Raw genomic sequence first — 20,969 nt, 5'->3', positions numbered from 1 at the left:
AACCGTAAATCTAAACAAGATGATGTTTAACAAAGACGAGTTCCGGAAATTTGCCGTAAAGGGCCAGGGCATGAGTGGCCTGGGCGTAGATCAATATATTAGCCATGTAGAAGGCAGAGCCATGCATACCATCGAAAGCATGACCCGTTCTGTAATTGAGGAACGTCCCACGAACTTCCGTGAGATCGACGTATTCTCACGCCTGATCATGGACCGTATCATTTTCCTGGGTACACAGGTGGATGACTTCATTGCCAACATCATTACAGCCCAGTTGCTGTTCCTCGAGTCGGCTGATGCGAAGAAGGATATCCTGCTTTATATCAACAGCCCGGGTGGCTCGGTATATGCCGGCCTTGGCATCTATGACACCATGCAGTATGTAAACCCTGACGTGGCGACGATCTGTACAGGTCTAGCTGCCTCGATGGGTGCTGTATTGCTGGCTGGTGGAGCCAAGAACAAGCGCTCTGCCCTACCACACTCCCGCATTATGATTCACCAACCAATGGGTGGTGCGCAGGGTCAGGCTTCAGATATCGAGATCACAGCGCGTGAAATCCTGAAGCTGAAAAAGGAGCTGTACGAAATTCTGGCCGAGCACTCCGGCAAGTCATACCAGGAGGTATACGACAACTCTGATCGTGATTACTGGATGAAAGCAGAGGAAGCGAAAGAATACGGTCTGATTGACGAGGTATTGCACCGTAAGAAAGAGTAAGTATCCTCAGAACAACATTTGACAGCAAAGCCCATCCTGTACTCAGGCATGGGCTTTGCTGTTTTATTTAGCAAGAAAGAATTGTACCGTAATTATACATGTTCCTGCAGGTTAAGCTCTGCTCAAAAATTTATCAACAGAGCTATGTGGACAGCTTAAGCCCTTAAAACCCTGTACAACAACACTTTACACCAAGATACAGTAATAGCAATTTTTTAATTTATGGTTACTTTTTATAACCATATCAACATTTTCCCGATTAATATACTACCTGAATAAGGTTTCAATTTTGTACCTTTGCTTTTGTATTACACCCGCGAGGGCCAAAAAATCTTCTGAACAAACTTTTTTATGGCTGAAATTACCTGCTCATTTTGTGGCAAGAACAAAAAAGACGTATCTGTGATGATATCCGGTATCAACGCGCACATTTGCGACCGTTGTATCGGGCAGGCACAGCAAATCCTGAACGAGGAGAATAAGATACGCGCCAACAGCCGCACGCCGAAGTTCAACCTGATGAAGCCGAAACAGATGAAGGAGTACCTTGATCAGTTTGTAGTTGGCCAGGATGAGGCAAAGAAGGTAATGTCAGTAGCAGTATACAACCATTATAAGCGTTTGATGCAGCGCACCAACGACGATGATGTCGTGATCGAGAAATCAAACATCATCATGGTAGGTGAAACCGGTACAGGCAAAACATACCTGGCCCGCATGATGGCTGGTATTCTGCAGGTGCCATTCTGTATTGCGGATGCCACTGTACTAACAGAAGCTGGCTATGTAGGCGAAGACGTAGAGAGTATCCTGACGCGCCTGCTGCAGGCTGCCGACTATAATGTAGAAGCAGCTGAACGTGGTATTGTATACATTGACGAGATCGACAAGATTGCTCGTAAGAGCGATAACCCATCCATTACCCGCGATGTGAGTGGCGAGGGCGTGCAGCAGGCATTGCTGAAACTGCTCGAGGGTACTGTAGTAAACGTACCGCCGCAAGGAGGTCGTAAGCACCCTGAGCAGAAAATGATCACCGTAAACACAGAAAACATTCTGTTCATTTGCGGTGGTGCTTTTGTAGGTATAGACCGCCTGATCAAGAACCGTCTGAACACCCGTCCGATTGGCTTCTCTAAGTCGAAGCAGGATGAATCAGAAGAGAAAGAGAACTTCCTGCGTTACCTGACTGCCCAAGACCTGAAAAACTTCGGACTTATACCTGAGCTGATCGGTCGTCTCCCAGTATTGACCCATTTGAACCCACTTGATAAGGATACGCTTCGCCTGATCTTGCTAGAGCCAAAGAACTCTATCGTGAAGCAGTACAAGCGTCTGTTCGAGATGGAAAACATTAGCCTCAGCTTTGATGACGATGCATTGGATTACATTGTAGAGAAAGCTGCCGAGTATAAGCTTGGTGCCCGAGGCTTGCGTTCTATTTGCGAAGGTATTATGACAGACGCCATGTTTGAGCTGCCGTCTGAAGAAGGTGCCAAAGAACTGGTGATCACCGGCGAATATGCCCGCGACAAGTTTGATAAATCACCCCTGAAGCAGCTACGTGTTGCCTAAGGCATAGCAAGATAAAAGAGAAGGCCTCAGCTGTATCCAGCTGAGGCCTTCTCTTTTTAGGTATAGCACAACTCTGTGTGCAATTGCAGTTTATACTTTCTCCTTCAGGTATCCCACCATCAGCTCTGCGGCACGCTCAGCTGTACGGTACTCCCCTATCTTCTGCTTTACAAGCGCGTACCCGTCTTTCTGTTTCTGCATGGCATACTTATCAAACAGTATACTCTTGAGCTCGGCCACGATCTTCTTGGCCGTAAAGTCTTCCTGAATCAGCTCCGTTACAATTGGCTTATCGGCAATCAGGTTAACAAGCGAAATGTAAGGAACCTTGATTACACGTTTGCCAATGGCATAAGAGATGGCGCTGGTTTTGTAGCACACGACCTGCGGTACGTCAAACAAAGCCGTTTCGAGCGTAGCTGTACCTGAGGTTACCAGGGCAGCCTTTGCATGCGCTAGCAGGTCATAGGTCTGGTCGTATACGATCTTGATATTCGGGTCTTTGTTGTACTGCTCGTAATACTCTTTCGAGAAGTTCGATACACCAGCCACGATAAACTGATAATCGCGGAACGAAGGCAGTACACTCAACATAACATCCAGCATATTTTCAATCTCCTGCTTACGAGAGCCTGGCAGCAAAGCAATGATAGGCTTGTTGTTCTGGATGTGGTTTCGCACTCTGAAATCAGGCGCCACTACGTGATCGTTCACTGAGTCTGCCACCGGATTGCCAATGTAGTCTACTTTGTAGTCAAAGCGACCGTAGAATTCCTCCTCAAAGGGCATGATCACGAACATACGGTCTACGAGGCGCTTGATCTTGTGCACCCGGCCCTGGTTCCAGGCCCAGATTTTGGGAGAGATGTAATAGAAAACTTTGAGGCCGTGCTCTTTCGCGAACTTAGCAATGCGCATGTTGAAGCCGGCATAATCAACGAGGATGATCACATCTGGTTTGAAGGCTGTGATATCCTCTTTGCACTCGCGCAGGAAGCCCAGTATTTTAAAAAAATTGGCGGCAGCCTCCGCAAAGCCCATAAAGGCCATTTCCTGGTAATGCTTCACCAGGTGCATGCCAGCTTCCTGCATCATATCGCCTCCCCACCCTCTTATGTCAGCCTCCGGGTCTTGCATCCGTAGCTGCTTAATAAGGTTAGAAGCATGCAGATCGCCTGAGCGTTCGCCGGCTATAATGTAATATTTCATCTAATGTGTATGCGTTTGGGCCTGCCTGATAGAGCAGAAACGAAGAAAGCAACGGAACAGGTATAGCCAAAAGGCTATGATTGCTTATTCGCCAAAATACTCCACGTAGTTACGCGGGGTTTCATATAATTTGAGGCTATGTAACTTGGCTTGGGAAATTTCGGCGATTTTGGGCTCCAGAATCTTCCAGAACTCTACCACCAGGTTCTCTGTGCTGGCCAGCTTGTCTTCCATGAAAGCCACATCAAGGTTGAGGTTTTTATGGTCTACCTTCTCGATGATGTGCTTACGGATGAGCGTGCTCAGCTTTTTGAGGTCAATCACAAAGCCGGTGTCAGGATCCGGCTTTCCTTTTACGGTCACGATCAGCTCATAATTGTGCCCATGCCAGTTGGTATTCGCACATGGCCCGAAAACCTCCTTATTCTTTGCCAACGACCAGTTCGGGTTGTGCAGCTTGTGGGCTGCATTGAAATGCTCTAATCTGCTTACGTAAATCATTTAACTGCTAAACTTATAATTCTTTTGGGACAGCAAATATACGAAGAAAGGAACACCAAAGAACGATGTAATGATTCCAATTGGCAGGCCGGCCGGCGGATATAAAATACGGGACAGAAGATCGCAGAGCAGCATGAACAAACCACCCACAAAAGCACAGAAAAGCAGGTTGCTTCTACCAGTCGCTCCCATAAGCCCCCGGGTAACGTGCGGAATGATGAGGCCCACGAAACCAATAGGTCCGGAGGTAGCCACTGCAAAGCCTGTTACGATAGAAACAGTACCCAAAATGGCCCAACGGGTTTGCGCCACGTTCACTCCCAGAGCCTGTGCCCGGTCGGCTCCGAGCAATAAAATGTTAAGCTGCTTCTGTAGGAAAGCAAAGAGCAAAAGTGCCACTAGCAGTGCCGTAGCTGGGTATGGCAGCAGCGTCCAGCTGGCTCTTTCAAAACTACCCATTGACCAGAATATAACAGACTTGAGCTTTCCTTCTGAATCAGACAGAAAAGTGAGCAGCCCCACCATAGCCGTTACCAGCGAACTAATGGCTATACCTGCCAATAGCAGTTGCGCAGGTATAAGCTGGCGCTTTCGGTAACCGAGCACCACTACTACCAGCGTCACCACAAATGCGCCTATTAGTGCGAACACCGGCGGCATGTAAAAACCTCCGATCGACACTTCGACAAAGCCGAAGAACACGATGACAGCTCCCAAAGAGGCCCCTGAAGCAGTACCCAGCAGGTATGGGTCGGCCAGCCCATTGTTCACCATGGCTTGCATGAGGTAACCGCAAAAAGCCAGCGAAGCCCCTACCACCAGTGCCAGCAAGAGCCTGGGCAGCCGAAGATGCGTAATAGCGAAATGGGTCGTATTATCGGGATCGTAGTGGAAAACGGCCTGCCAAACAGTAGCCAAGTCCACCTCGAAGGTACCCACCTGAAGCCCAAACACCAGTGTTACCAGGATCAGCAGAATTGCCCCTACAAAGTATAAGGAATTGCTCATGGGTACAGGAAGCTTTCAAGTTCACGGATCGACTCGACTACCCGTGGGCTCGGCCGCTCGATCAGGTTGCCGGTAGGCGCATAGATACGCTTGTTTTGGTAAGCGGCAATTTTGCGCAGCTCCGGGTACAGGCTGAAAAACTCTCGCTCTAGCCGCTCGATACTCCCTCCCAATAAAACATCAGGGTTTAGTTTGAGAATGTACTCCCGGGTCAGGGCCGGATAAGGCTGATCAAATACCTGCTTTACGGCATTCTGGGCGCCGAGTATGCGCAACTGGTCTGTCAGGATCGTGTTCTGGCCGTATACATAGATCGGGTCACTCCAGGTAATGGTCAGCACCCGCTGCTGTTGTGGCTGTCCGCTATACCTGCGCTCTATCTCCTGCACTTGCTGGCGCAATGAGTCGGCCAGGTGGTTTGCCTGTTGCTCACGGTCCATGATGCGACCGATATCCTCTATACCTTTCAGAATGTCCTCCACGCTGCGGTATTTCTGATAGTACACCGGTATACCTAGTTCTTCCAATCGGGCTGCCATATCCAGCGGGGTTATACCTTCCACTGTAAAGATCAGGTCAGGCTTCAGAGCCAGCACCTGTTCTAAGTCGACCGGATAATTGTTTACGACAGGCTTGCTGTATACCTCCGCCGGGTAGTCGCACTGGGGAGTTCTTCCGACAATAGAGGCCGTATCGCAAATAGCAAAGAGCATCTCGGTCATGGAGGAAGCAAAAGCCATCACGCGTTCTGGCTGTCTCTTTAATTTAATATCACGTCCCAGGTCGTCCTGCAGTACCAGTTCCTCCCCTGCCTGTTCTTTTTTTTCGGGGTTGCAAGCGCAGCAAAAGAGCAGCAGGCATACTGCCAAAAACTTGTTCAGGTATGGATACAAGGTATAGATCGGTTTCTGATTGAATGAGCAGCAGGTGGTGTACGCCTCGGCTCCGTTTATTTTCGTAAATTTAACGCAATATTACTTTACAGCCTATAAAACTGAATTATGATCGTTGTAACTGGTGCTGCCGGCTTTATTGCAAGTTGCCTTGTGAGCAGGCTCAACGCAGCTAATTTTAATGATATCGTGGTGGTGGACAATTTCTCTGTCGCCAAAAAAGAAGGAAACCTGAAGGGTAAAAGGATAAAAGAGTATGTAGACCGTGACGGTTTCTTTGAGTGGCTGGACGAAAACTACGAAGAGGTAGAGTTTATTTTCCACCTGGGAGCACGCACCGATACCACGGAGTTTAACAAAGATGTGTTTGACCTCCTCAACCTCAATTACTCCAAACAGGTATGGAACGCCTGCTGCGAATACCAGATCCCGCTGGTATACGCTTCGTCAGCGGCTACCTATGGCTCTGGCACCCTCGGCTACGACGATGAAGAAGCTACTATCCCTTTGCTGAAGCCGCTTAATCCATACGGTGATTCTAAGAACGATTTCGATATATGGGCACTGGAGCAAACCGCGAAGCCTTTCTTCTGGGCAGGTCTGAAGTTCTTCAACGTATATGGCCCTAACGAGTACCACAAAGGCAAAATGGCTTCCGTTATTTTCCATGCCTACAACCAGATCAAGGAAAAAGGCAGCATGAAGCTTTTCCGCTCACACCACCCCGACTTTGCCGACGGTGAGCAGATGCGTGACTTTGTGTATGTGAAGGATGTGGTAGAGGTATGCATGTTCCTGATGCAACACCGCAAAAATTCCGGTATTTACAACCTGGGGTCTGGCAAGGCCCGTACTTTCATGGCCTTGGCCCTCAACACATTCGATGCCATGGGCATAGAGCCTAATATCGACTTTATGGATACGCCGGAGAACTTGCGCGACAACTACCAGTATTTCACAGAAGCGAACATGAGTAAACTCCGCTCTATCGGTTACAACCGGGAATTCTATACCTTAGAAGATGGTGTGAAGGATTATGTGCAGAATTACCTAATGGAGGGAAAGTATTATTAGTGATGCGTGCTGAATGATTTAAGGTTCGGTAGGTATAGCAAGGCCCCGTTTATGGTTTCATAGGCGGGGCCTTGTTTTTAGCCTTACTCCAGTCGCTATTTCTTCTCTTCTTCTTTATAAGTCAGCAAATGTTCTGCTGCTTTGCTGAACAAACCAGACTGGGTGCCAATGTATATTTTGTTCTTCACTTTAGCTATAGCAGTAATCATGTGGCCTACCAGGCCGGTATTGGCAAGTTCTCTTAACTGCAGCTTATCTATACCTACTTCCACCTCAAATATCTGGCTATTACGAAAGGCCAGTATTACGTCGTCGCTGATGGCAATATAGTTGAACCACTCCGCTGCATTCCCGGTATGCGCGTCCAAAGACCAGGATTGTCCGGATACAGATCGGAACAAAGCATGTGTTTGTTGTCTTCCATGTCTGGCAATGGCATAGAGGTCGCCTTTATGCTCAAAAGTTGCATAAGCTACCTGATCCGGCATCTGAAAATCAATTTCACCTTCTTCCGTTATCTTATAGAATCCCCAGTCGGTGGCAACATAAAAGTTATTCTGGTGTGAACGCATATACCGGACAAAGCCACCTTCTTGAGCAGGTGTAAGTATCTTAATCTCCTCCAACACTATCTTACTAAAACTCTGATTGGATTTGTCAACCCCTAGCTTCACCAGAAAATACCGCAGACTAGATCTTCCGGTTTTCTCATTCGCATACCTGTATGGCACTAGAGCAACATTGTTCTCTGAGATAGCCATGCTTTCCAGCGCGTTAGACATTACCAGTTCAAACTCAAGAAAATCAGGATCAATTTCCTTAGCATACATTCTGAGGTTTGCTCCACTAGTCACCGGATCGCTCACTGATCTGAAATATAAAATGCCATCTTCTGCTCCTGTGAATATATTGGAGTTCATAGGATACTTGTAGTGTGACAGGTCTCTGAAAGGGTGCACATAATTACTCACCTGAGCCCCCTTCCTTGCATGGGATATTCTAGAGAATATGTACATGCCTAAAACCTGCAACCTGTCTTCAGCCTCAGCAGCATGCAGATTGGCAATAAACCGCTGGTTATACAAGAACTTTTGATGCGCTTCCCAAGCAACAACGGGATCCACCTCAACTTCTTCAAGCTCTTTTTTACAGGAAGAAAACAGAAAAGATAAGCAGAGTAAAGGCAGGAGGTACTTCTTCGGGATAAGCTGTTTCATTGGCAGTAGAAGGTATGCTTGATAACAGTAATTGCTGAAGATCAGAGGAAGTATAGGTAGGCTCACCGGTTATACCTCATAAGCCTACACTATTCTTTTTCAACCAACCTATACTAAAGATAGAAATAACTATATAAAGAGGAAAGAATATTACACAAACAGTCTTTTGCTGTAGATGAATGGTGTTGCGTGTTAGCAAAGTAATGCGTTGTTTTAGGGATGCTTAAAAGCGTAAAATACCGTCACTTTTTATACCATGTTCTGGGCTGGGCTGTCTTCATCTTTTATGAAGTATCGCTTGTCACACTCATCAATCCTAACATTACCGCCCTATGGGAGTGGATGATTTGGTATACCTTAAATATTAGCCTTTTTTATTTCTTCGCACATGTTGTACTACACAATACACTTCGGTATAATAAACTACTGCTATTATTGGCTTTAGTCCCTGCCATTATAGGTGCCTACCTCCTTATGCAGTTTGGCATAGAAAAGCTGGTCAATCCATTCCGTGATGTTCCCCGGGAATTTAATCCTGACAAAATATGGTATCTTCGGGCTACGTGGCGTTGCTTTTATTTCCTGAGTTTCAGCACGGCTTACTGGTTTTTACGTCAGACCATCAAGAACCAAAAGCGCATCAATCAGATGGAGTTGGAAGGGCTACAGGCTGAGCGTGAAAAAGCTGAACTTGAAAAAGGATTGGTACGCTCTCAGAACGCTTTGCTACAAGCCCAGATTAGTCCGCACCTGCTCTTCAATACGCTTAACTTCATTTACAACTCGGTGCAGGATGTATCGCCAAAAGCTTCAGAAGGTGTGTTGTTACTCTCAGAGGTAATGCACTATGCCTTGCAGCGGGTACACGATGACGGAAAAACGGACCTGCAGCATGAAGTGGAGCACATCGAAAAGTACATTGCCCTCAACCAGCTTCGCTTTAGCTATCCACTCCATTTACAAATGAAGTGCAGCGGCAGGCTACAGGGCAAAATTCCGCCGCTGCTCCTACTCACTTTTGTGGAGAACACCTTCAAGCATGGTGACCTTACCGACCCGACACAAACTGCCTGTATTTCAGTCGCGAATCAACAGGATACGCTTCACTTCAGTACCTCCAACAAAAAGCGCAAGCACCATGGTGGTCGCGGGTATGGCATTGGGATACAAAATGCCAAAACCCGCCTGCGTGAGTTTTATGATGAACAGGACTATACCCTGACAATAGACGAGGACGAACAACGACACGCCGTGCACCTTAAAATAAAGCTGACATGATCACATGCTATGTAGTAGATGATGAGCGCCATGCGCTCGAGGTACTGTCCAGGTATATACAAAACACACCTGGCCTGCAACTGATCGGGGCAGAGGAAAACCCACTGCAAGCCCTCGATGCAATTGCTTCAGGGCAGCTAACAGCGGATATCACATTTCTGGACGTTGACATGCCACAGCTTTCGGGCGTTGACCTGGCCGGGCTCATCAACAGCCGCACTACCGTGGTCTTCACAACTGCATACCCGGACTATGCCTACCAGGCTTTCGAGAAGAATGCTGTTGATTTTCTACTCAAGCCCATCTCCTACGAGCGCTTTCTGAAGGGTGTAACCAAAGTAAAGGAGAGTCTGCAGCCAAAACCAGCTATACCTGCTGCAGAGCAGAGTGACAGCTACTTTTTCATCAAAACGGATGTGAAAGGCAAGTTTGTGCGGGTGAACTTCGAGGAGATAAGCTATGTAGAAGCGATGCAAAACTACGTGCGTATCCAGACTGCTAACGAAAAGCTGACTACCTACCTGAGCATGAAAGAAGTTGAAGAGCACCTGCCCACTACCGATTTTGCCCGGGTACACAAATCCTTCATCGTGCATCTGCCCAAAGTCAAAACCGTAGAAGGCAACCAGATCGTGCTGAATACTGGCGATGTGGTGCCGATGGGATCGAGCTACCGAACTGCTTTGCTGGATATAATCAATGCAAAACTGCTGAAAAGCAAGCGCGTGAATTAAAATAGTACCGATACCTGTGTACGGCCCGTATGCACTGCACCCACACTATTGGCTTTGCGGCCGTCATAGTTGAGTGAGATGTTGAGCCCGTTGCTCAGACGCTGCTGCACATTGAAAGACCAGGTCAGGTTATTGCCGGGACGCAGTGCGTTGAGTATTTCGTATCCGACATAGGAGTTCATATCGCCATCAAACTCAATATTCACCCAACGAACAAGTCCTGAAACGGTACGCTTGCTGACCTGACTCAACTTTGTTTCCAGGCCCAGTTCATGAAAAGTGGCCTGCTGCTCTGCATCGGCTGGTGAAAGTTTGTCTTCGCGCAAGGCCAGTTGATAGGTGCCTGTAAAACGCAGTTTCGCGTTAGGTTGGTAAGCCAGCTCCGGCGTAAGCTCCTGTGACACGATACTGAAGTTTTTCGAGTTCAGAAAGTTAGAGCGGTTGTCACGCACGTTCTGAGCCAGGCTGATCTTGGAGCTCAGTACTTCGTTCAGGTTCAGACGGGCAATCAATTGGTGATTACCCACACTGCGGGTTTCGGTACCGTTTGCCAATAGCGATTTCTGCTGATTCTGCTGCACCGTGTATTCCAAGCCATACTTTGGATTGCTCCGATTAAAGTAGAGCGTATTGCGAAGCGACTTCACCAATGAGATCAGGAACTCATCTTCAAAATCTTCGCTGAACGGATTAAAACGGTTCATCACCTCATCATCTGTCGTCTTCTTGTCGATGCTCACAAAGCTGAGGGCTGAAAACTTGGCCATAAAGCCTTTGAAGCCTTCAGCACTGCGCCAACTGCGGGGTACGTTGCTATTCAGACGATAAGTGAAGCGGTTGGTGTAGGCGTTTATATACTCATCCGTCGGCAGGAATACTTTGATGAAACGGCGCTGGTCCACTGTCTGTGCCTCCAGGTAATCGTTCAGGTCATTGGGGTTGCCGCCTTCCCGGAGATAGTGCGTGCCCTGACCCGGCATGGTTTCTCGAAACACGAAGATACGCTTCAGTTCACGGCCTGTACCTACTGAATAGCTCATCTCAGAGCGGAAGCTGCCGTCCAGAAAAGAGGTGTTCCAGTCTATGCGCGATTGTACAGTTTCCTCATCCTGCCCCTGTTCAAGCTTCAGATTTCTGTAAGTAGCCTGCAGTGCGATGTCGCTGTCGCGGCCATACCTGCGCTGGAGCATGGCATTGTAGGTCTGCCCTATTTCCGGCGCTCCCATCTCTCCTATTGCCGTTGGGCGGAGGTCGGTGCGGTAGCTGTAGTCCACCCGAAAGCGTGTCTTGGCGGTATCAGGACTCTCCACAAAAAGCACATGCTCGTCAAAGTACATAGCCGAACCCGTCACAGAGTCACTGCCGATAGCGGTAAGTTTGTTCTTATCGAAGCGGTACATATAGCCAGGCTCAACTTTACCCAGCCTATACCTTGCCCCAACGTCACCCCTATACCACTCTGATTCCCGGGTGGACTGGTCGCTGTGCAGCATGAAGAAACTGTTACGCAGTTCCAGCTTGCCAAACTCACGGTTCAAGTCCAGTTGGTGCTGCGTACCATCAACCTGCTGGTGACGGTAGCGACGGCTGATGCGGTAGTTCACTAGGTTCTGCGGGTCCTGCACTGCTCCTACTGAGAAGTTAAAGATATGGTCTTCGGCTTTCTGATTCGGATTGTCAAGACTCCAGTCACGATCGAATTCAATAGGACGATAACGGTCGATGGGTTCAAAGTTCACGTCGGTATACTCATAGTTGAGCGTACTGTTGAGGCGGTATTTGCCCAGGAAAGAAAGCTGTCGATCCTGTATCGCATAACCTACCCGCATGGCAGCCCCGTTATCATCCATGGCATCGAGACGGGAGAAGCGATTGAGATCATTTTGCGAAGCGGCGCCTTCCAGGAAGAAATTAACCCCTTTCTCCAGTTCATAGTTACCGCCCAGCGTGATCAGCTGCTTCTTACGAGGCGTGGGCAGAATACGCACAGGTGCATAGTTGCCCTGCGGCACGCCATTGACCGGTGCTACCCATCGGTATACCCTGCCATTCACTGCATTGCTAGCAGCCACGTAATTGCCCCGATTCGCCCCTACTTCTGAAAACCGCACATTGTATATTGCCGAATCCGGATTGCTGGAGAACACATATACCTGCTCAGGTATACCGTTTACCAATGTATCCCGCTGGGCGTAGAGCACCTGTGCCGGATCAAAAGGCACCTGCGTCGCTCCTGAAGTAACGGCCATGTTCAGGCTATCGCCTATACCTGCGAGCAGGCGTTTCTCGTCATCACGCAGGTCGAGGTGCAGCAGGTTGTTTGGGTTATCGGATTCGTTGTAATAGTTTGCGTATACCTGCACTTTGCCAAGTTGCTGGTAGTGGCTGGCGTGGTAGATGCTGCGGCTATAATTGAGGTCGGAGTACTCAAAGTCTATCCGAATACGGGAGTTTTTGGTAATGACGTGGCGGGTGGTAAAGGTGATCTCGGCCTGGTTGTAGTCAATCACATAGTCAAAATCGAAGCCACGGGTCAGCAGGCGGCCGTCCAGAAATACGCGCTCCGAATTAGCCAGCACAATGATGAATCGCTCGTTATTGGGGCCGCGCAGCCTGTAGGGCCCCTGCACGCCTTCCAATGCCTCTACAGCCTGTGAGGCAAACTTGCCTTTCGACACCGAGGCGGCTACAGTGGTAGTACCCAGTTTATCCGGTGATTTGCCAAAAGTAGTCTCGAATGCGCCGCCCTGCACGTTTTTATAAAACTGCATGAAGTAAGATGGCTTACTACGGAGCACCACATCCCCTGCCGACAGCTGCCACTGCTTATGCTTGAGTGTAATGTATACCCGGTCAAACTCGTTCAGCTGCTGCGTATTCCCTTCAGGCTGAAAAGGTATGTTCTGATCGGTGATGGCCGCTGTAATACTGATATCATCTGTCAGTTTACCATCCAGCTGCAGGTTCAGCGCCGAGTTTACAAATACATTTTGCGTGTTACCGAAGGAAATGCCGCGTGATATGCTACCTGTTTTGTTGAGTCCAGGAGTTTTAAAAATTTCTTCCCGTTGGGCAAAGTCCTCTTTGTAGAATTCCTGTGACGACGGACTCCGGTCCAGCTTCATGATGTCGCGGCGATAAGCAGGCTTGGCTAGACTCAGTGGCAAGGTTCTATAGCATACCAGCACCGAGTCAGGTATAGGCACCACCGTTCCGAGCGTATCCATGATCTGATAAGCAGGCGCCGGAAATTCGGTCAGTTTAAACTCGTGGGTATAGTAGTTATAGTCAAATTTGAACTGGTCTTTGCGGGGACCTACAAATGTGATAGTATTGACATCGATCGTCAGTGTATCGAGTTGTTGGGGATAGTCGGTGAGGTATAGCCACTTGCAGTGCCGGTTGTTCACAGGAGCCTGGGCCAGCGCAGGCAGGCTCAGCAGCAACAGCAAGATGCCGGTGATCAACCCTCGAATCATGCGGTGGCCAGCGGTAAAGAAATGTAAAACGTCGTCCCCTCTCCCTCTTCTGTCACAAACCAAATGTGACCACCTGCGTTCTCAATTCCTTTTTTGGCAACAGCCAGGCCTATACCTGAGCCTGTGTACTTGGTGCTAAAGTTAGGTATAAATACTTTGTGCTGAATCTCGGCAGGTATACCGCTACCATTATCAGCTATAGACACCAGCGCCATGTTATTCCCATCCACCTTCAGGTCTATTTTGATCACAGGCTTCCGGTCGGCAGGCACCGCTTGTATGGCGTTCAGCAGCAAATTGTTGAACGTACGTACCATCAGTGCCTCGTCGGCCATAACCATCACCGGCTCTTCAGGCATACGCAGCTTCGTTCTCACAGATGCCGGATTTGTGTGCAGGTCGGCGGCTTTGTGCAGGGCAGCCCCCAGGTCCATCAACTCGGCTTTCGGCTCTGGCATGGAAGTGAAGTTGGAAAACGAGGTGGCGATATCGCTGAGAATATTGATTTGTGTGATCAGCGTATGCGAGATCTTGTTGATCATCTGCTCCGTGTTCGGGTTCTTCTCTGCAATAGCCTTCTGGAGGTACTGCAGCGAAAGCTTCATCGGGGTAAGCGGATTTTTGATCTCGTGCGCCACCTGCCGCGCCATTTCCCGCCAAGCTGCTTCCTTTTCACGCATTGCCAGTTCTACCTTGTTCTGCTCCAGTGTCAGCAGCATGCGGTTATATTCATTCACCAGCATCCCGATCTCATCAGCCCCTTCATAGGCCAGCATTTCGTTTTTGCCGGTCAGGGAGGTATGTTTCAACTTCTCGGCCAGCATACGAAGCGGCACCGTCAGGGCTCTGGAAGCAAAGAAGGTCAGGATGATAAACACGATGAACATGACAGTGAAAATATTCATCGTTGTCGTAATCAGCTCGATCAGCTTCAGGTCCAGCTGTCGCTCTGAGTCAAAGAAAGGTATACCTATAAAGCCAATCAACTTCTCCGGATCATTGTCAGGACGAAGTGGCAGGTATAGCGCATTGAAACTTAGGTTACCTGCATGCTCATCGAGGAGAACACGCAAAGCCTGTCGCTCTGATATAGCCGCAAAAGCGTGTGGATTTACTAGTTTGGAGAGCAGCCCTGATTCAAAAATTAACGGCTGACTTGTTACCAACAGGCGTCCGTTACGATCATAAAGGCTCACATCAGCCTCCGATAAAGCTGCAATGGAGGCAACACGGCGCAGCAGGCGATTGCGGTCGGGCAGCACTTCCAGCGTGGTAGGTCTGCTCAGATGGTCCTGAATGGCCTCGCCTTTTTTCTCGTAAGACGAAAGCAGGTCTTTCTTGTAAGAGCCGGTCACCAGGCTAGCCGTTACGATACTCACCAGCATGAGGGGCAGCAGGATACCGAAGTTCAGGAAAAGCTGGATTTTGGTACTGAAGTTGGGCTGAAAATCACGCAGTCGCTCCCGGTTCAGGAGTATGTAAAGCACCGCCAACACAATGAGGCAGCCGGTAAAGTACAGGAACAGAAAAGAAAAATTAGAGAGTACTTCACGGGCTCCATACTTACTAGTCGTGATAATCACGGTCGGGCCGTAATCGGTTTTAACACCTAAGTGGTGAAAGCCCTCTTCGGTTGCTCCCTGCCGGTACAGTTCACTTCGTTCCAATTCGCTCCTATCGAAGTTGGTGGCATAATCAAATTCACCTTCGCTATATGTGAGCCTGCCCTTTTCATAAATTCCGTAACTCAGGATATCGGCTCTAAAAGGCTGCTGGTGCTGTTGCCCTGCTAACAGCTCAGGCACCAGGCTATTCGGAAGCAGCTCTTTGAGGCTCAATTGCAGCACAATCGTTCCGTACAACTGTGTACCCAGGGGTACTTCAATCAACTTAAGGTAAAAGCGGGTATGCGGACGGGCAGGATCATTGACCAGGTATAGATTATCATACTCGGTTCTGTTCTGTGGTACAGCATATTTTTGCCTTAGCTCATCCAATGTAGCAGCTGTGGTATCAGCACTTTCGAGTGTACGCCCCTGACTGTCAAACAAAAGAATATTCGCTTCATACTTGTCAAAGTAGTCCGGGAGAAACTGACGGGATATCTTGCGCTTAATGAAGTAGGCATCAACATAAGGCCCCTTCATCTTGGATTGTATAAGGGCGTCTTCAGACACCCGAACTGCTACGTCTTCTTCCAGCAGATACTCAGCCAGCACATCATTGCCCTGCATCAGGTCAAAAGCGAACTTCTGCTTGTAGGCTAGCAGCTCGCTCTGGAAGTGTGTGTAAAGCGAGGCTGCCCCTGTCAAACTACTTACTGCGATGATGAGAAAGAAAAACAGGTAAGTGCGGTATGGTAAACTGATTGCCTGCCGGTGCTGTGCCGCCAACAGAATCACAATCCAGAAAACGAAGCCTATCAGAAGCACGGGCAGCCAACGCATATCCAATACCAGAGCCAGCAAGGTAAGTATGACGGTAACTCCCAGCAGAACCTTATAGGACCACCAGCCACTTGACTTGCGCAACAACACATTGGCTATAGAAGCCAACATATAGCCAAACAGGCTCAGCGCCACCGTGTGCAGGAACATCAGGCTGTACATTACCAATTTATACCGCTCCAGCGCAATAGATTGGTTAATATCGAGTGCTAGCGGAGAGTTGTGGTATATGCCATAGTAAAAGCGGAATAAAATGGCTAGCAACACAAAAAACCCCAACATGGAAGCCCCAAGTATTACTTTACTCTTGTCAGCCGAATACGCTTTAACGGTGTTTAATACCTCATTTTTGTGAAACAAGTAATAAGCAGCCCAGGCGACCGTAACAAGCAGCAGTACATTCAGTGCCAGATCACCTACTGAAGGGGACCAAAATGACGCAGCATAAAGGCGCGGATCAAAAAGCTCTGTTTCTACTATCAGAAAAGGTAGATTGAGCAACAGGAGCGCAAGCCTGAATCCAACCAGCAGGATCAGTAAAAGCGCTATACCCTGGGTATAGCGCTGACGTTCCAAGAAGATTTTGCTTAATGAAATGCTGAACCAAACAAAAAGAACAGCCCCTAAGGTGAGCAGAATAAGTTGGATGTCATCAAACCCAGAATCAATTCTATCAGACCCGTGATCGAGTGCAAACAGGAATTCACCTTCACTGGTCTTAACCTGTGGCAACTGCCCTGGGTTATCAAGCACAAGCCGAACGTCTGCTTTCCCAAAAATACTTTTCTGCAAGCCCGACGACAAGTAGTCATTTGTTATACCATAATCTATCTGAAGCGGAATGTAAGTGAAGATGTCATAATCATGCACCCGATGGGGCATGACCACAAAGGTGCCGTAACTATTACGAATAGTAGATGTATGTCGAGCTGTCGGGGGCATGTCCAGGTCTGGTATAACAGTATGGTCAGACCAGAACAGCAAACGACCATTCTTATAGACAAAAGTGGGGTAGTGTGTTTTGGATAGAAGTTTTGAGAAGCTTATTCGGCCTGTTTGTAGCTGTTCACCGAGTTGCACAGACTCCTGGTGAGCATCCAGTAAAAGGGCTTGAACCCGCTGTGTTATACGCTGCTGCGTCTGCTCTCTATCGGCTTGGAGCCAGGAAGCCGGTACCTTATAATGCAAAAAAGCTGTCGCCATAAAGCACAGCACAGCAAGAGCAAATAAGAGTATTGGCGCAAAATTACGGTTCAAAGCAGCATGGATTACCCACGAATTTAAGCATTTCGTGTTATAAGAGCATGACCTTTAGGCAGCTAAAATGTAACTAACAGCCTCAAGGCATGTTTAATTCCGGAAGAAGTGTGTAATCCGGACCAAAACCGGATCAAATTTCACACCAAAAAATTTGATGACAAAATAAAACCACATGCAAGACTTGCTGCCTGCATGTGGTTCATGATATGAATTGAAAATAGTCGCTGCTTCGAATAAAGATTAGCAAAGTATGCTACTTTGATATTCAGTGCTTATGCGGTTTTAGCGGCTTTCTTTTTTTGACTGCTTTTATACCACAGAAATCCTACTGTACCTACCAGTACATAGGGTATCAGCATCAGGTATAGGATTCCAGTATTCAACCCTGCTCCTACCTGAGAGTCTGAATCAGTACTACCAGTACCAACATTTGACTCAACCGTGGCGCGGCACATGGCACATTGGCTGTAGGCCTCTGTAGATACCAGACTTAGCGTAAGCATCATCAGGCCGAGGATAAATATTTTAGATAATTGGCGCTTCATGATCATAAAACAAGTGTTAAATGTTCCTGGTTCTAACTATAGTACGGAGAAATCAAAATATACACGAGTACACCCGTTATGGCTACATAAAGCCAGATTGGGAACGTCCATTTTGATATACGACGATGGCGTACGAACTGCTCTGACAAAGCAAAATACATGGAAAGCAGTACCAACGGTACAATCACCACAGCAAGAACGATATGTGTCAGAAGAATAAAGTAGTAAAATAGCTTTAGAAAGCCATCACCTCCATATATTGTGCGCTCCCCCAAAAAATGGTAAGTCACGTACGACACCAGAAATACAGCCGACAGGCCAAAGGCAGTTGCCATGGCATTACGGTGCACTCTGATATTTCCCTTACGAATGTTGTAATAGCCAATAACCAAAGCAAATGCTGTTAAAGAATTCAGTATTGCATGGAGCGTAGGCAGGAAAGATACATCCACACTGCTTGAGCCTTCCTTTGGCATAAAGAAAAGCATAGCCACAACCACAGGTATAGCAATCGATAAAATGGCAATCAGTATTAAGAACTTCTTGTCACTGCCAGCCGCCGGGCTATTTTGATTTGCTGTATTCATCTAAAAGAACTTTAATTTCCAGAATCAGGCGATCCACATCCTCCTTATCAGTACCATCATATATCCCGCGGACATACCTGTCTTTATCTACCAGCATAAATTTTTCACTATGAATAAAGTCCTGCTGGCCTTCTACTTTCATAACAGGCAAATAGAAGCCTTTCTGAGCTAAGGTATAGATTTTATCACGGTCACCTGTCAAGAAATACCACTTAGCCGGGTCAGCTCCATACCGGTCACCGTATTCGCTTAGTACTTCAGGGGTGTCATATTCAGGATTAACAGTAAAGGACACGAGTTTTACCTGTTCCTCATCCTGAAAAGCTTCCTGCACACGCACCATTTGCGAAGACATTGCTTTGCAAATGTCGGGACAAGTCGCGAAAAAGAAGTCAGCTACATAGATATGACCGTCCAGGTCTTTTTGAGAAATTGCCTGACCTTGCTGTGAAGTGAGTTGGAAAGCAGGCACTTGGTTGAAGAGTGTATCCCCTTTGGCATCACGCTGTACCTCACCTGTAGCGGTAACCTGAGGAAAATATTTACGGAGCGTGTAGTGGTGCTCGCCAAAGCTTCCGATAAATATAAAAATAAGAAGAGGCACTAATAGTAGGATACCTAATATTAGTGCCTTTGAGTTACTCATAATATGTGTACTTAGTTGAAGTAATTTCTGATCGAATCGAAGTAATAGCTGCCTTCTGAAATCAAAGCCACCATTAGCCAGATAACCAGGGCCATAGGTATAAGGATAGACCAGATCAAGGCTTTGGACTCGTGCTTCAAGTGCATGAACTCCGCTACAATGTAGAACGCCTTAAAGATGGTCAAAATTATAAAGATCGCATTACGAAGTGTACCTGCGTCCATTGTAAAGGCGAAAAGGAACTCTACTGCAGTTAAGGCTACCAGGATAAAGAATGTTTTCCAGATAACTTTTGTCTGCGCTTTTGGTATCTCACCTGTCTGGTGAAGATCGTTGGAGTGATCCGAATGAGCTGCCATAGTATACTTTATGTTTTAGAGAGGCAGTCCCGCACCAGGCGGAACTGCAGCTGTGATAGTTTATGATTTATAAATTAGATCAGGTAGAAGAAGGTAAATACGAATACCCAAACCAAGTCTACAAAGTGCCAGTAAAGACCAACTTTCTCTACCATTTCGTAGTGGCCACGCTTGTGGTATACACCATTCACTGTGTTAATAAACACCATGACCAACAATACAACACCAGAGAATACGTGCGTACCGTGGAAACCAGTGATGAAGAAGAACAAGTCGGCAAACAAAGGCGGACCATATTGATTCATGGTCAGGTTAGCACCAAAGATGCGTGTACCATCTGCCAACAGCATACCCTCGTCAGTACCAGAGATGAAGTGAGCCCACTCCCAAGCCTGGCAACCAAGGAAAATGCCACCGAAAAGAATCGTCCACATCAACCATTTCTGTACATCATTCTTATCCATACGATGACCAGCTTCTACTGCCAATACCATGGTAACAGAACTCAAAATGAGGATCATGGTCATCAGGGCCACAAACGCCAATGGAAGATCTACTCCATGGAATCCAGGGAAGGCGTTAAAAACTTTCTCCGGTATTGGCCACCATTCAGTTGAGAATGTAAAGTCATCCGGACTTCCAGTGTAAGGAAGATGACTGTGACGAGACAGGCCATAAACAATCAGGAGTGCACCAAAAGTAAAGGCGTCAGAAAGTAGGAAAAACCACATCATGAGTTTTCCATAGCTCGCTTTTAGTGGTTCATTACCACCATCCCATGTACCTGTTTTAGGTGCTTCCAGCGTAGTTGATGTAGACATAGTTTAGTATTGAAAAAAACGTGTTTAGTGATTTAATCTCAAAAATAGATACAAGTACAGCCAAAGGCCACCCAGGAAGTGCCAATAAATGGTGCATAGCTGAATACGCAGCATGCTCTTCGAGTGAACTTTGTAACGTAGACTTGATACAATTACCACCGCCACATAAATGAGACCAGTGATCAGGTGAAAACCATGTACACCTGTTAGTACATACATAAATGAACCGGAAGGGTTACTAGACTCTCCTCCAAAGAACACATTGTTATTAACTAACTCAGCCCATCCATTCCACTGTCCGAACAGAAAAGCAATTCCTAATCCGAAAGTCAAATACAGCATCAGGCGTAGTTTTGCTATATTATCCTGAGCTGCAGCATTATGGGCAAGCTGCATCGTAACACTGCTTAAAGCAATAATTACTGTATTGATCAACATGATGTTTGGCAGATCATACTCGAGCCAGTTGCCTTCTGCACGACGCACCAAATAAGCGCTCGTAAAGGCTGCAAACATCATAATTATACTAATAATAAGCAACCACAGCGTAAACTTTAATGGATGTACTCCTCCTGTGTTGTTCTCCTCTCCCAATGATTTGGCAACCATATCCAT

Annotated in this window: 18 protein-coding genes; 5 read left to right on the top strand and 13 right to left on the bottom strand. The window is 47.4% G+C overall.

Annotated features, from left to right (window positions below):
* The first annotated feature begins 22 nt into the window (after window positions 1-22).
* On the top strand, window positions 23-721 hold the full coding sequence (locus I0P70_RS02430) for a ClpP family protease (RefSeq protein WP_299991818.1): 699 nt from the start codon (window positions 23-25) through the stop codon (window positions 719-721).
* A gap of 351 nt (window positions 722-1,072) precedes the next feature.
* A complete protein-coding gene (clpX, locus tag I0P70_RS02425; RefSeq protein ID WP_007659408.1) occupies window positions 1,073-2,296 on the top strand; it encodes an ATP-dependent Clp protease ATP-binding subunit ClpX in 1,224 nt (407 codons plus the stop codon).
* Between the two features lie 90 nt (window positions 2,297-2,386).
* Here the strand turns inward: clpX and lpxB are convergent, their stop codons facing one another.
* The 4 genes from lpxB to I0P70_RS02405 form a co-directional block, all read right to left on the bottom strand.
* Window positions 2,387-3,505: a lipid-A-disaccharide synthase gene (gene lpxB, locus I0P70_RS02420; protein WP_196114593.1), complete on the bottom strand. Its 1,119-nt coding sequence runs from the start codon at window positions 3,503-3,505 to the stop codon at window positions 2,387-2,389.
* Between the two features lie 84 nt (window positions 3,506-3,589).
* Entirely contained in the window at window positions 3,590-4,006 is a 417-nt protein-coding gene (locus I0P70_RS02415; protein ID WP_196114592.1) for a 6-carboxytetrahydropterin synthase, read from the bottom strand.
* A complete protein-coding gene (locus I0P70_RS02410) occupies window positions 4,007-5,014 on the bottom strand; it encodes an iron ABC transporter permease (RefSeq protein ID WP_196114591.1) in 1,008 nt (335 codons plus the stop codon).
* Complete coding sequence (locus I0P70_RS02405; protein ID WP_196114590.1) at window positions 5,011-5,907, bottom strand: ABC transporter substrate-binding protein; 897 nt, start codon at window positions 5,905-5,907, stop codon at window positions 5,011-5,013. The genes I0P70_RS02410 and I0P70_RS02405 overlap by 4 nt, the downstream gene beginning before the upstream one ends.
* Window positions 5,908-6,015: 108 nt before the next feature.
* On the opposite strand from I0P70_RS02405, the gene rfaD reads away from it, so the two are divergent.
* Window positions 6,016-6,981, top strand: a complete 966-nt coding sequence (gene rfaD / locus I0P70_RS02400) for an ADP-glyceromanno-heptose 6-epimerase (protein WP_196114589.1) — start codon at window positions 6,016-6,018, stop codon at window positions 6,979-6,981.
* Window positions 6,982-7,076: 95 nt separating this feature from the next.
* On the opposite strand, the gene I0P70_RS02395 is transcribed toward rfaD, so the two are convergent.
* Window positions 7,077-8,198, bottom strand: coding sequence for a hypothetical protein (locus I0P70_RS02395; RefSeq protein WP_196114588.1), 1,122 nt, complete (start codon window positions 8,196-8,198; stop codon window positions 7,077-7,079).
* Between the two features lie 474 nt (window positions 8,199-8,672).
* Here I0P70_RS02395 and I0P70_RS02390 point away from each other — a divergent pair, with 474 nt between their 5' ends.
* Window positions 8,673-9,476: a sensor histidine kinase gene (locus I0P70_RS02390; RefSeq protein WP_196114587.1), complete on the top strand. Its 804-nt coding sequence runs from the start codon at window positions 8,673-8,675 to the stop codon at window positions 9,474-9,476.
* Complete coding sequence (locus I0P70_RS02385) at window positions 9,473-10,210, top strand: LytTR family DNA-binding domain-containing protein (protein ID WP_196114586.1); 738 nt, start codon at window positions 9,473-9,475, stop codon at window positions 10,208-10,210. Before I0P70_RS02390 ends, I0P70_RS02385 begins: the two co-directional genes overlap by 4 nt.
* Here I0P70_RS02385 and I0P70_RS02380 read toward each other — a convergent pair.
* The 8 genes from I0P70_RS02380 to I0P70_RS02345 form a co-directional block, all read right to left on the bottom strand.
* On the bottom strand, window positions 10,207-13,689 hold the full coding sequence (locus tag I0P70_RS02380) for a hypothetical protein (protein WP_196114585.1): 3,483 nt from the start codon (window positions 13,687-13,689) through the stop codon (window positions 10,207-10,209). The two genes, I0P70_RS02385 and I0P70_RS02380, sit on opposite strands and share 4 nt — an antisense overlap.
* On the bottom strand, window positions 13,686-17,339 hold the full coding sequence (locus I0P70_RS02375; protein WP_230391938.1) for an ATP-binding protein: 3,654 nt from the start codon (window positions 17,337-17,339) through the stop codon (window positions 13,686-13,688). Before I0P70_RS02375 ends, I0P70_RS02380 begins: the two co-directional genes overlap by 4 nt.
* 329 nt (window positions 17,340-17,668) lie before the next feature.
* The gene (locus I0P70_RS02370; protein ID WP_370583171.1) at window positions 17,669-17,941 is read right to left on the bottom strand and encodes a hypothetical protein; all 273 of its coding nucleotides are present in this window, start codon (window positions 17,939-17,941) and stop codon (window positions 17,669-17,671) included.
* Between the two features lie 32 nt (window positions 17,942-17,973).
* A complete protein-coding gene (locus I0P70_RS02365) occupies window positions 17,974-18,528 on the bottom strand; it encodes a DUF420 domain-containing protein (protein WP_196114583.1) in 555 nt (184 codons plus the stop codon).
* Window positions 18,506-19,174, bottom strand: a complete 669-nt coding sequence (locus I0P70_RS02360) for an SCO family protein (RefSeq protein ID WP_196114582.1) — start codon at window positions 19,172-19,174, stop codon at window positions 18,506-18,508. Before I0P70_RS02360 ends, I0P70_RS02365 begins: the two co-directional genes overlap by 23 nt.
* Before the next feature lie 11 nt (window positions 19,175-19,185).
* A complete protein-coding gene (locus I0P70_RS02355; RefSeq protein WP_007659388.1) occupies window positions 19,186-19,533 on the bottom strand; it encodes a cytochrome C oxidase subunit IV family protein in 348 nt (115 codons plus the stop codon).
* A gap of 74 nt (window positions 19,534-19,607) precedes the next feature.
* Window positions 19,608-20,354 (bottom strand): cytochrome c oxidase subunit 3, encoded by a 747-nt coding sequence (locus tag I0P70_RS02350; protein ID WP_196114581.1) that lies wholly within the window; start codon window positions 20,352-20,354, stop codon window positions 19,608-19,610.
* A 24-nt stretch (window positions 20,355-20,378) separates the two neighbouring features.
* The gene (locus I0P70_RS02345; protein WP_196114580.1) at window positions 20,379-20,969 is read right to left on the bottom strand and encodes a cytochrome c oxidase subunit 3; all 591 of its coding nucleotides are present in this window, start codon (window positions 20,967-20,969) and stop codon (window positions 20,379-20,381) included.

This window comes from Pontibacter sp. FD36 (genome assembly GCF_015686655.1).
Taxonomy (GTDB): Bacteria; Bacteroidota; Bacteroidia; order Cytophagales; family Hymenobacteraceae; genus Pontibacter.
This window is presented reverse-complemented; position numbering and strand designations above follow the sequence as displayed.

Coding starts and splice junctions, on each gene's coding strand:
- I0P70_RS02380 (WP_196114585.1), bottom strand. CDS start 13,689: ATGATTCGAGGGTTGATCACCGGCATCTTGCTGTTGCTGCTGAGCCTG.
- I0P70_RS02390 (WP_196114587.1), top strand. CDS start 8,673: ATGCAGTTTGGCATAGAAAAGCTGGTCAATCCATTCCGTGATGTTCCC.
- I0P70_RS02375 (WP_230391938.1), bottom strand. CDS start 17,339: ATGGCGACAGCTTTTTTGCATTATAAGGTACCGGCTTCCTGGCTCCAA.
- I0P70_RS02365 (WP_196114583.1), bottom strand. CDS start 18,528: ATGAATACAGCAAATCAAAATAGCCCGGCGGCTGGCAGTGACAAGAAG.
- lpxB (WP_196114593.1), bottom strand. CDS start 3,505: ATGAAATATTACATTATAGCCGGCGAACGCTCAGGCGATCTGCATGCT.
- I0P70_RS02395 (WP_196114588.1), bottom strand. CDS start 8,198: ATGAAACAGCTTATCCCGAAGAAGTACCTCCTGCCTTTACTCTGCTTA.
- I0P70_RS02345 (WP_196114580.1), bottom strand. CDS start 20,969: ATGGATATGGTTGCCAAATCATTGGGAGAGGAGAACAACACAGGAGGA.
- I0P70_RS02370 (WP_370583171.1), bottom strand. CDS start 17,941: ATGAAGCGCCAATTATCTAAAATATTTATCCTCGGCCTGATGATGCTT.
- I0P70_RS02350 (WP_196114581.1), bottom strand. CDS start 20,354: ATGTCTACATCAACTACGCTGGAAGCACCTAAAACAGGTACATGGGAT.
- clpX (WP_007659408.1), top strand. CDS start 1,073: ATGGCTGAAATTACCTGCTCATTTTGTGGCAAGAACAAAAAAGACGTA.
- I0P70_RS02415 (WP_196114592.1), bottom strand. CDS start 4,006: ATGATTTACGTAAGCAGATTAGAGCATTTCAATGCAGCCCACAAGCTG.
- I0P70_RS02360 (WP_196114582.1), bottom strand. CDS start 19,174: ATGAGTAACTCAAAGGCACTAATATTAGGTATCCTACTATTAGTGCCT.
- rfaD (WP_196114589.1), top strand. CDS start 6,016: ATGATCGTTGTAACTGGTGCTGCCGGCTTTATTGCAAGTTGCCTTGTG.
- I0P70_RS02385 (WP_196114586.1), top strand. CDS start 9,473: ATGATCACATGCTATGTAGTAGATGATGAGCGCCATGCGCTCGAGGTA.
- I0P70_RS02430 (WP_299991818.1), top strand. CDS start 23: ATGTTTAACAAAGACGAGTTCCGGAAATTTGCCGTAAAGGGCCAGGGC.
- I0P70_RS02355 (WP_007659388.1), bottom strand. CDS start 19,533: ATGGCAGCTCATTCGGATCACTCCAACGATCTTCACCAGACAGGTGAG.
- I0P70_RS02410 (WP_196114591.1), bottom strand. CDS start 5,014: ATGAGCAATTCCTTATACTTTGTAGGGGCAATTCTGCTGATCCTGGTA.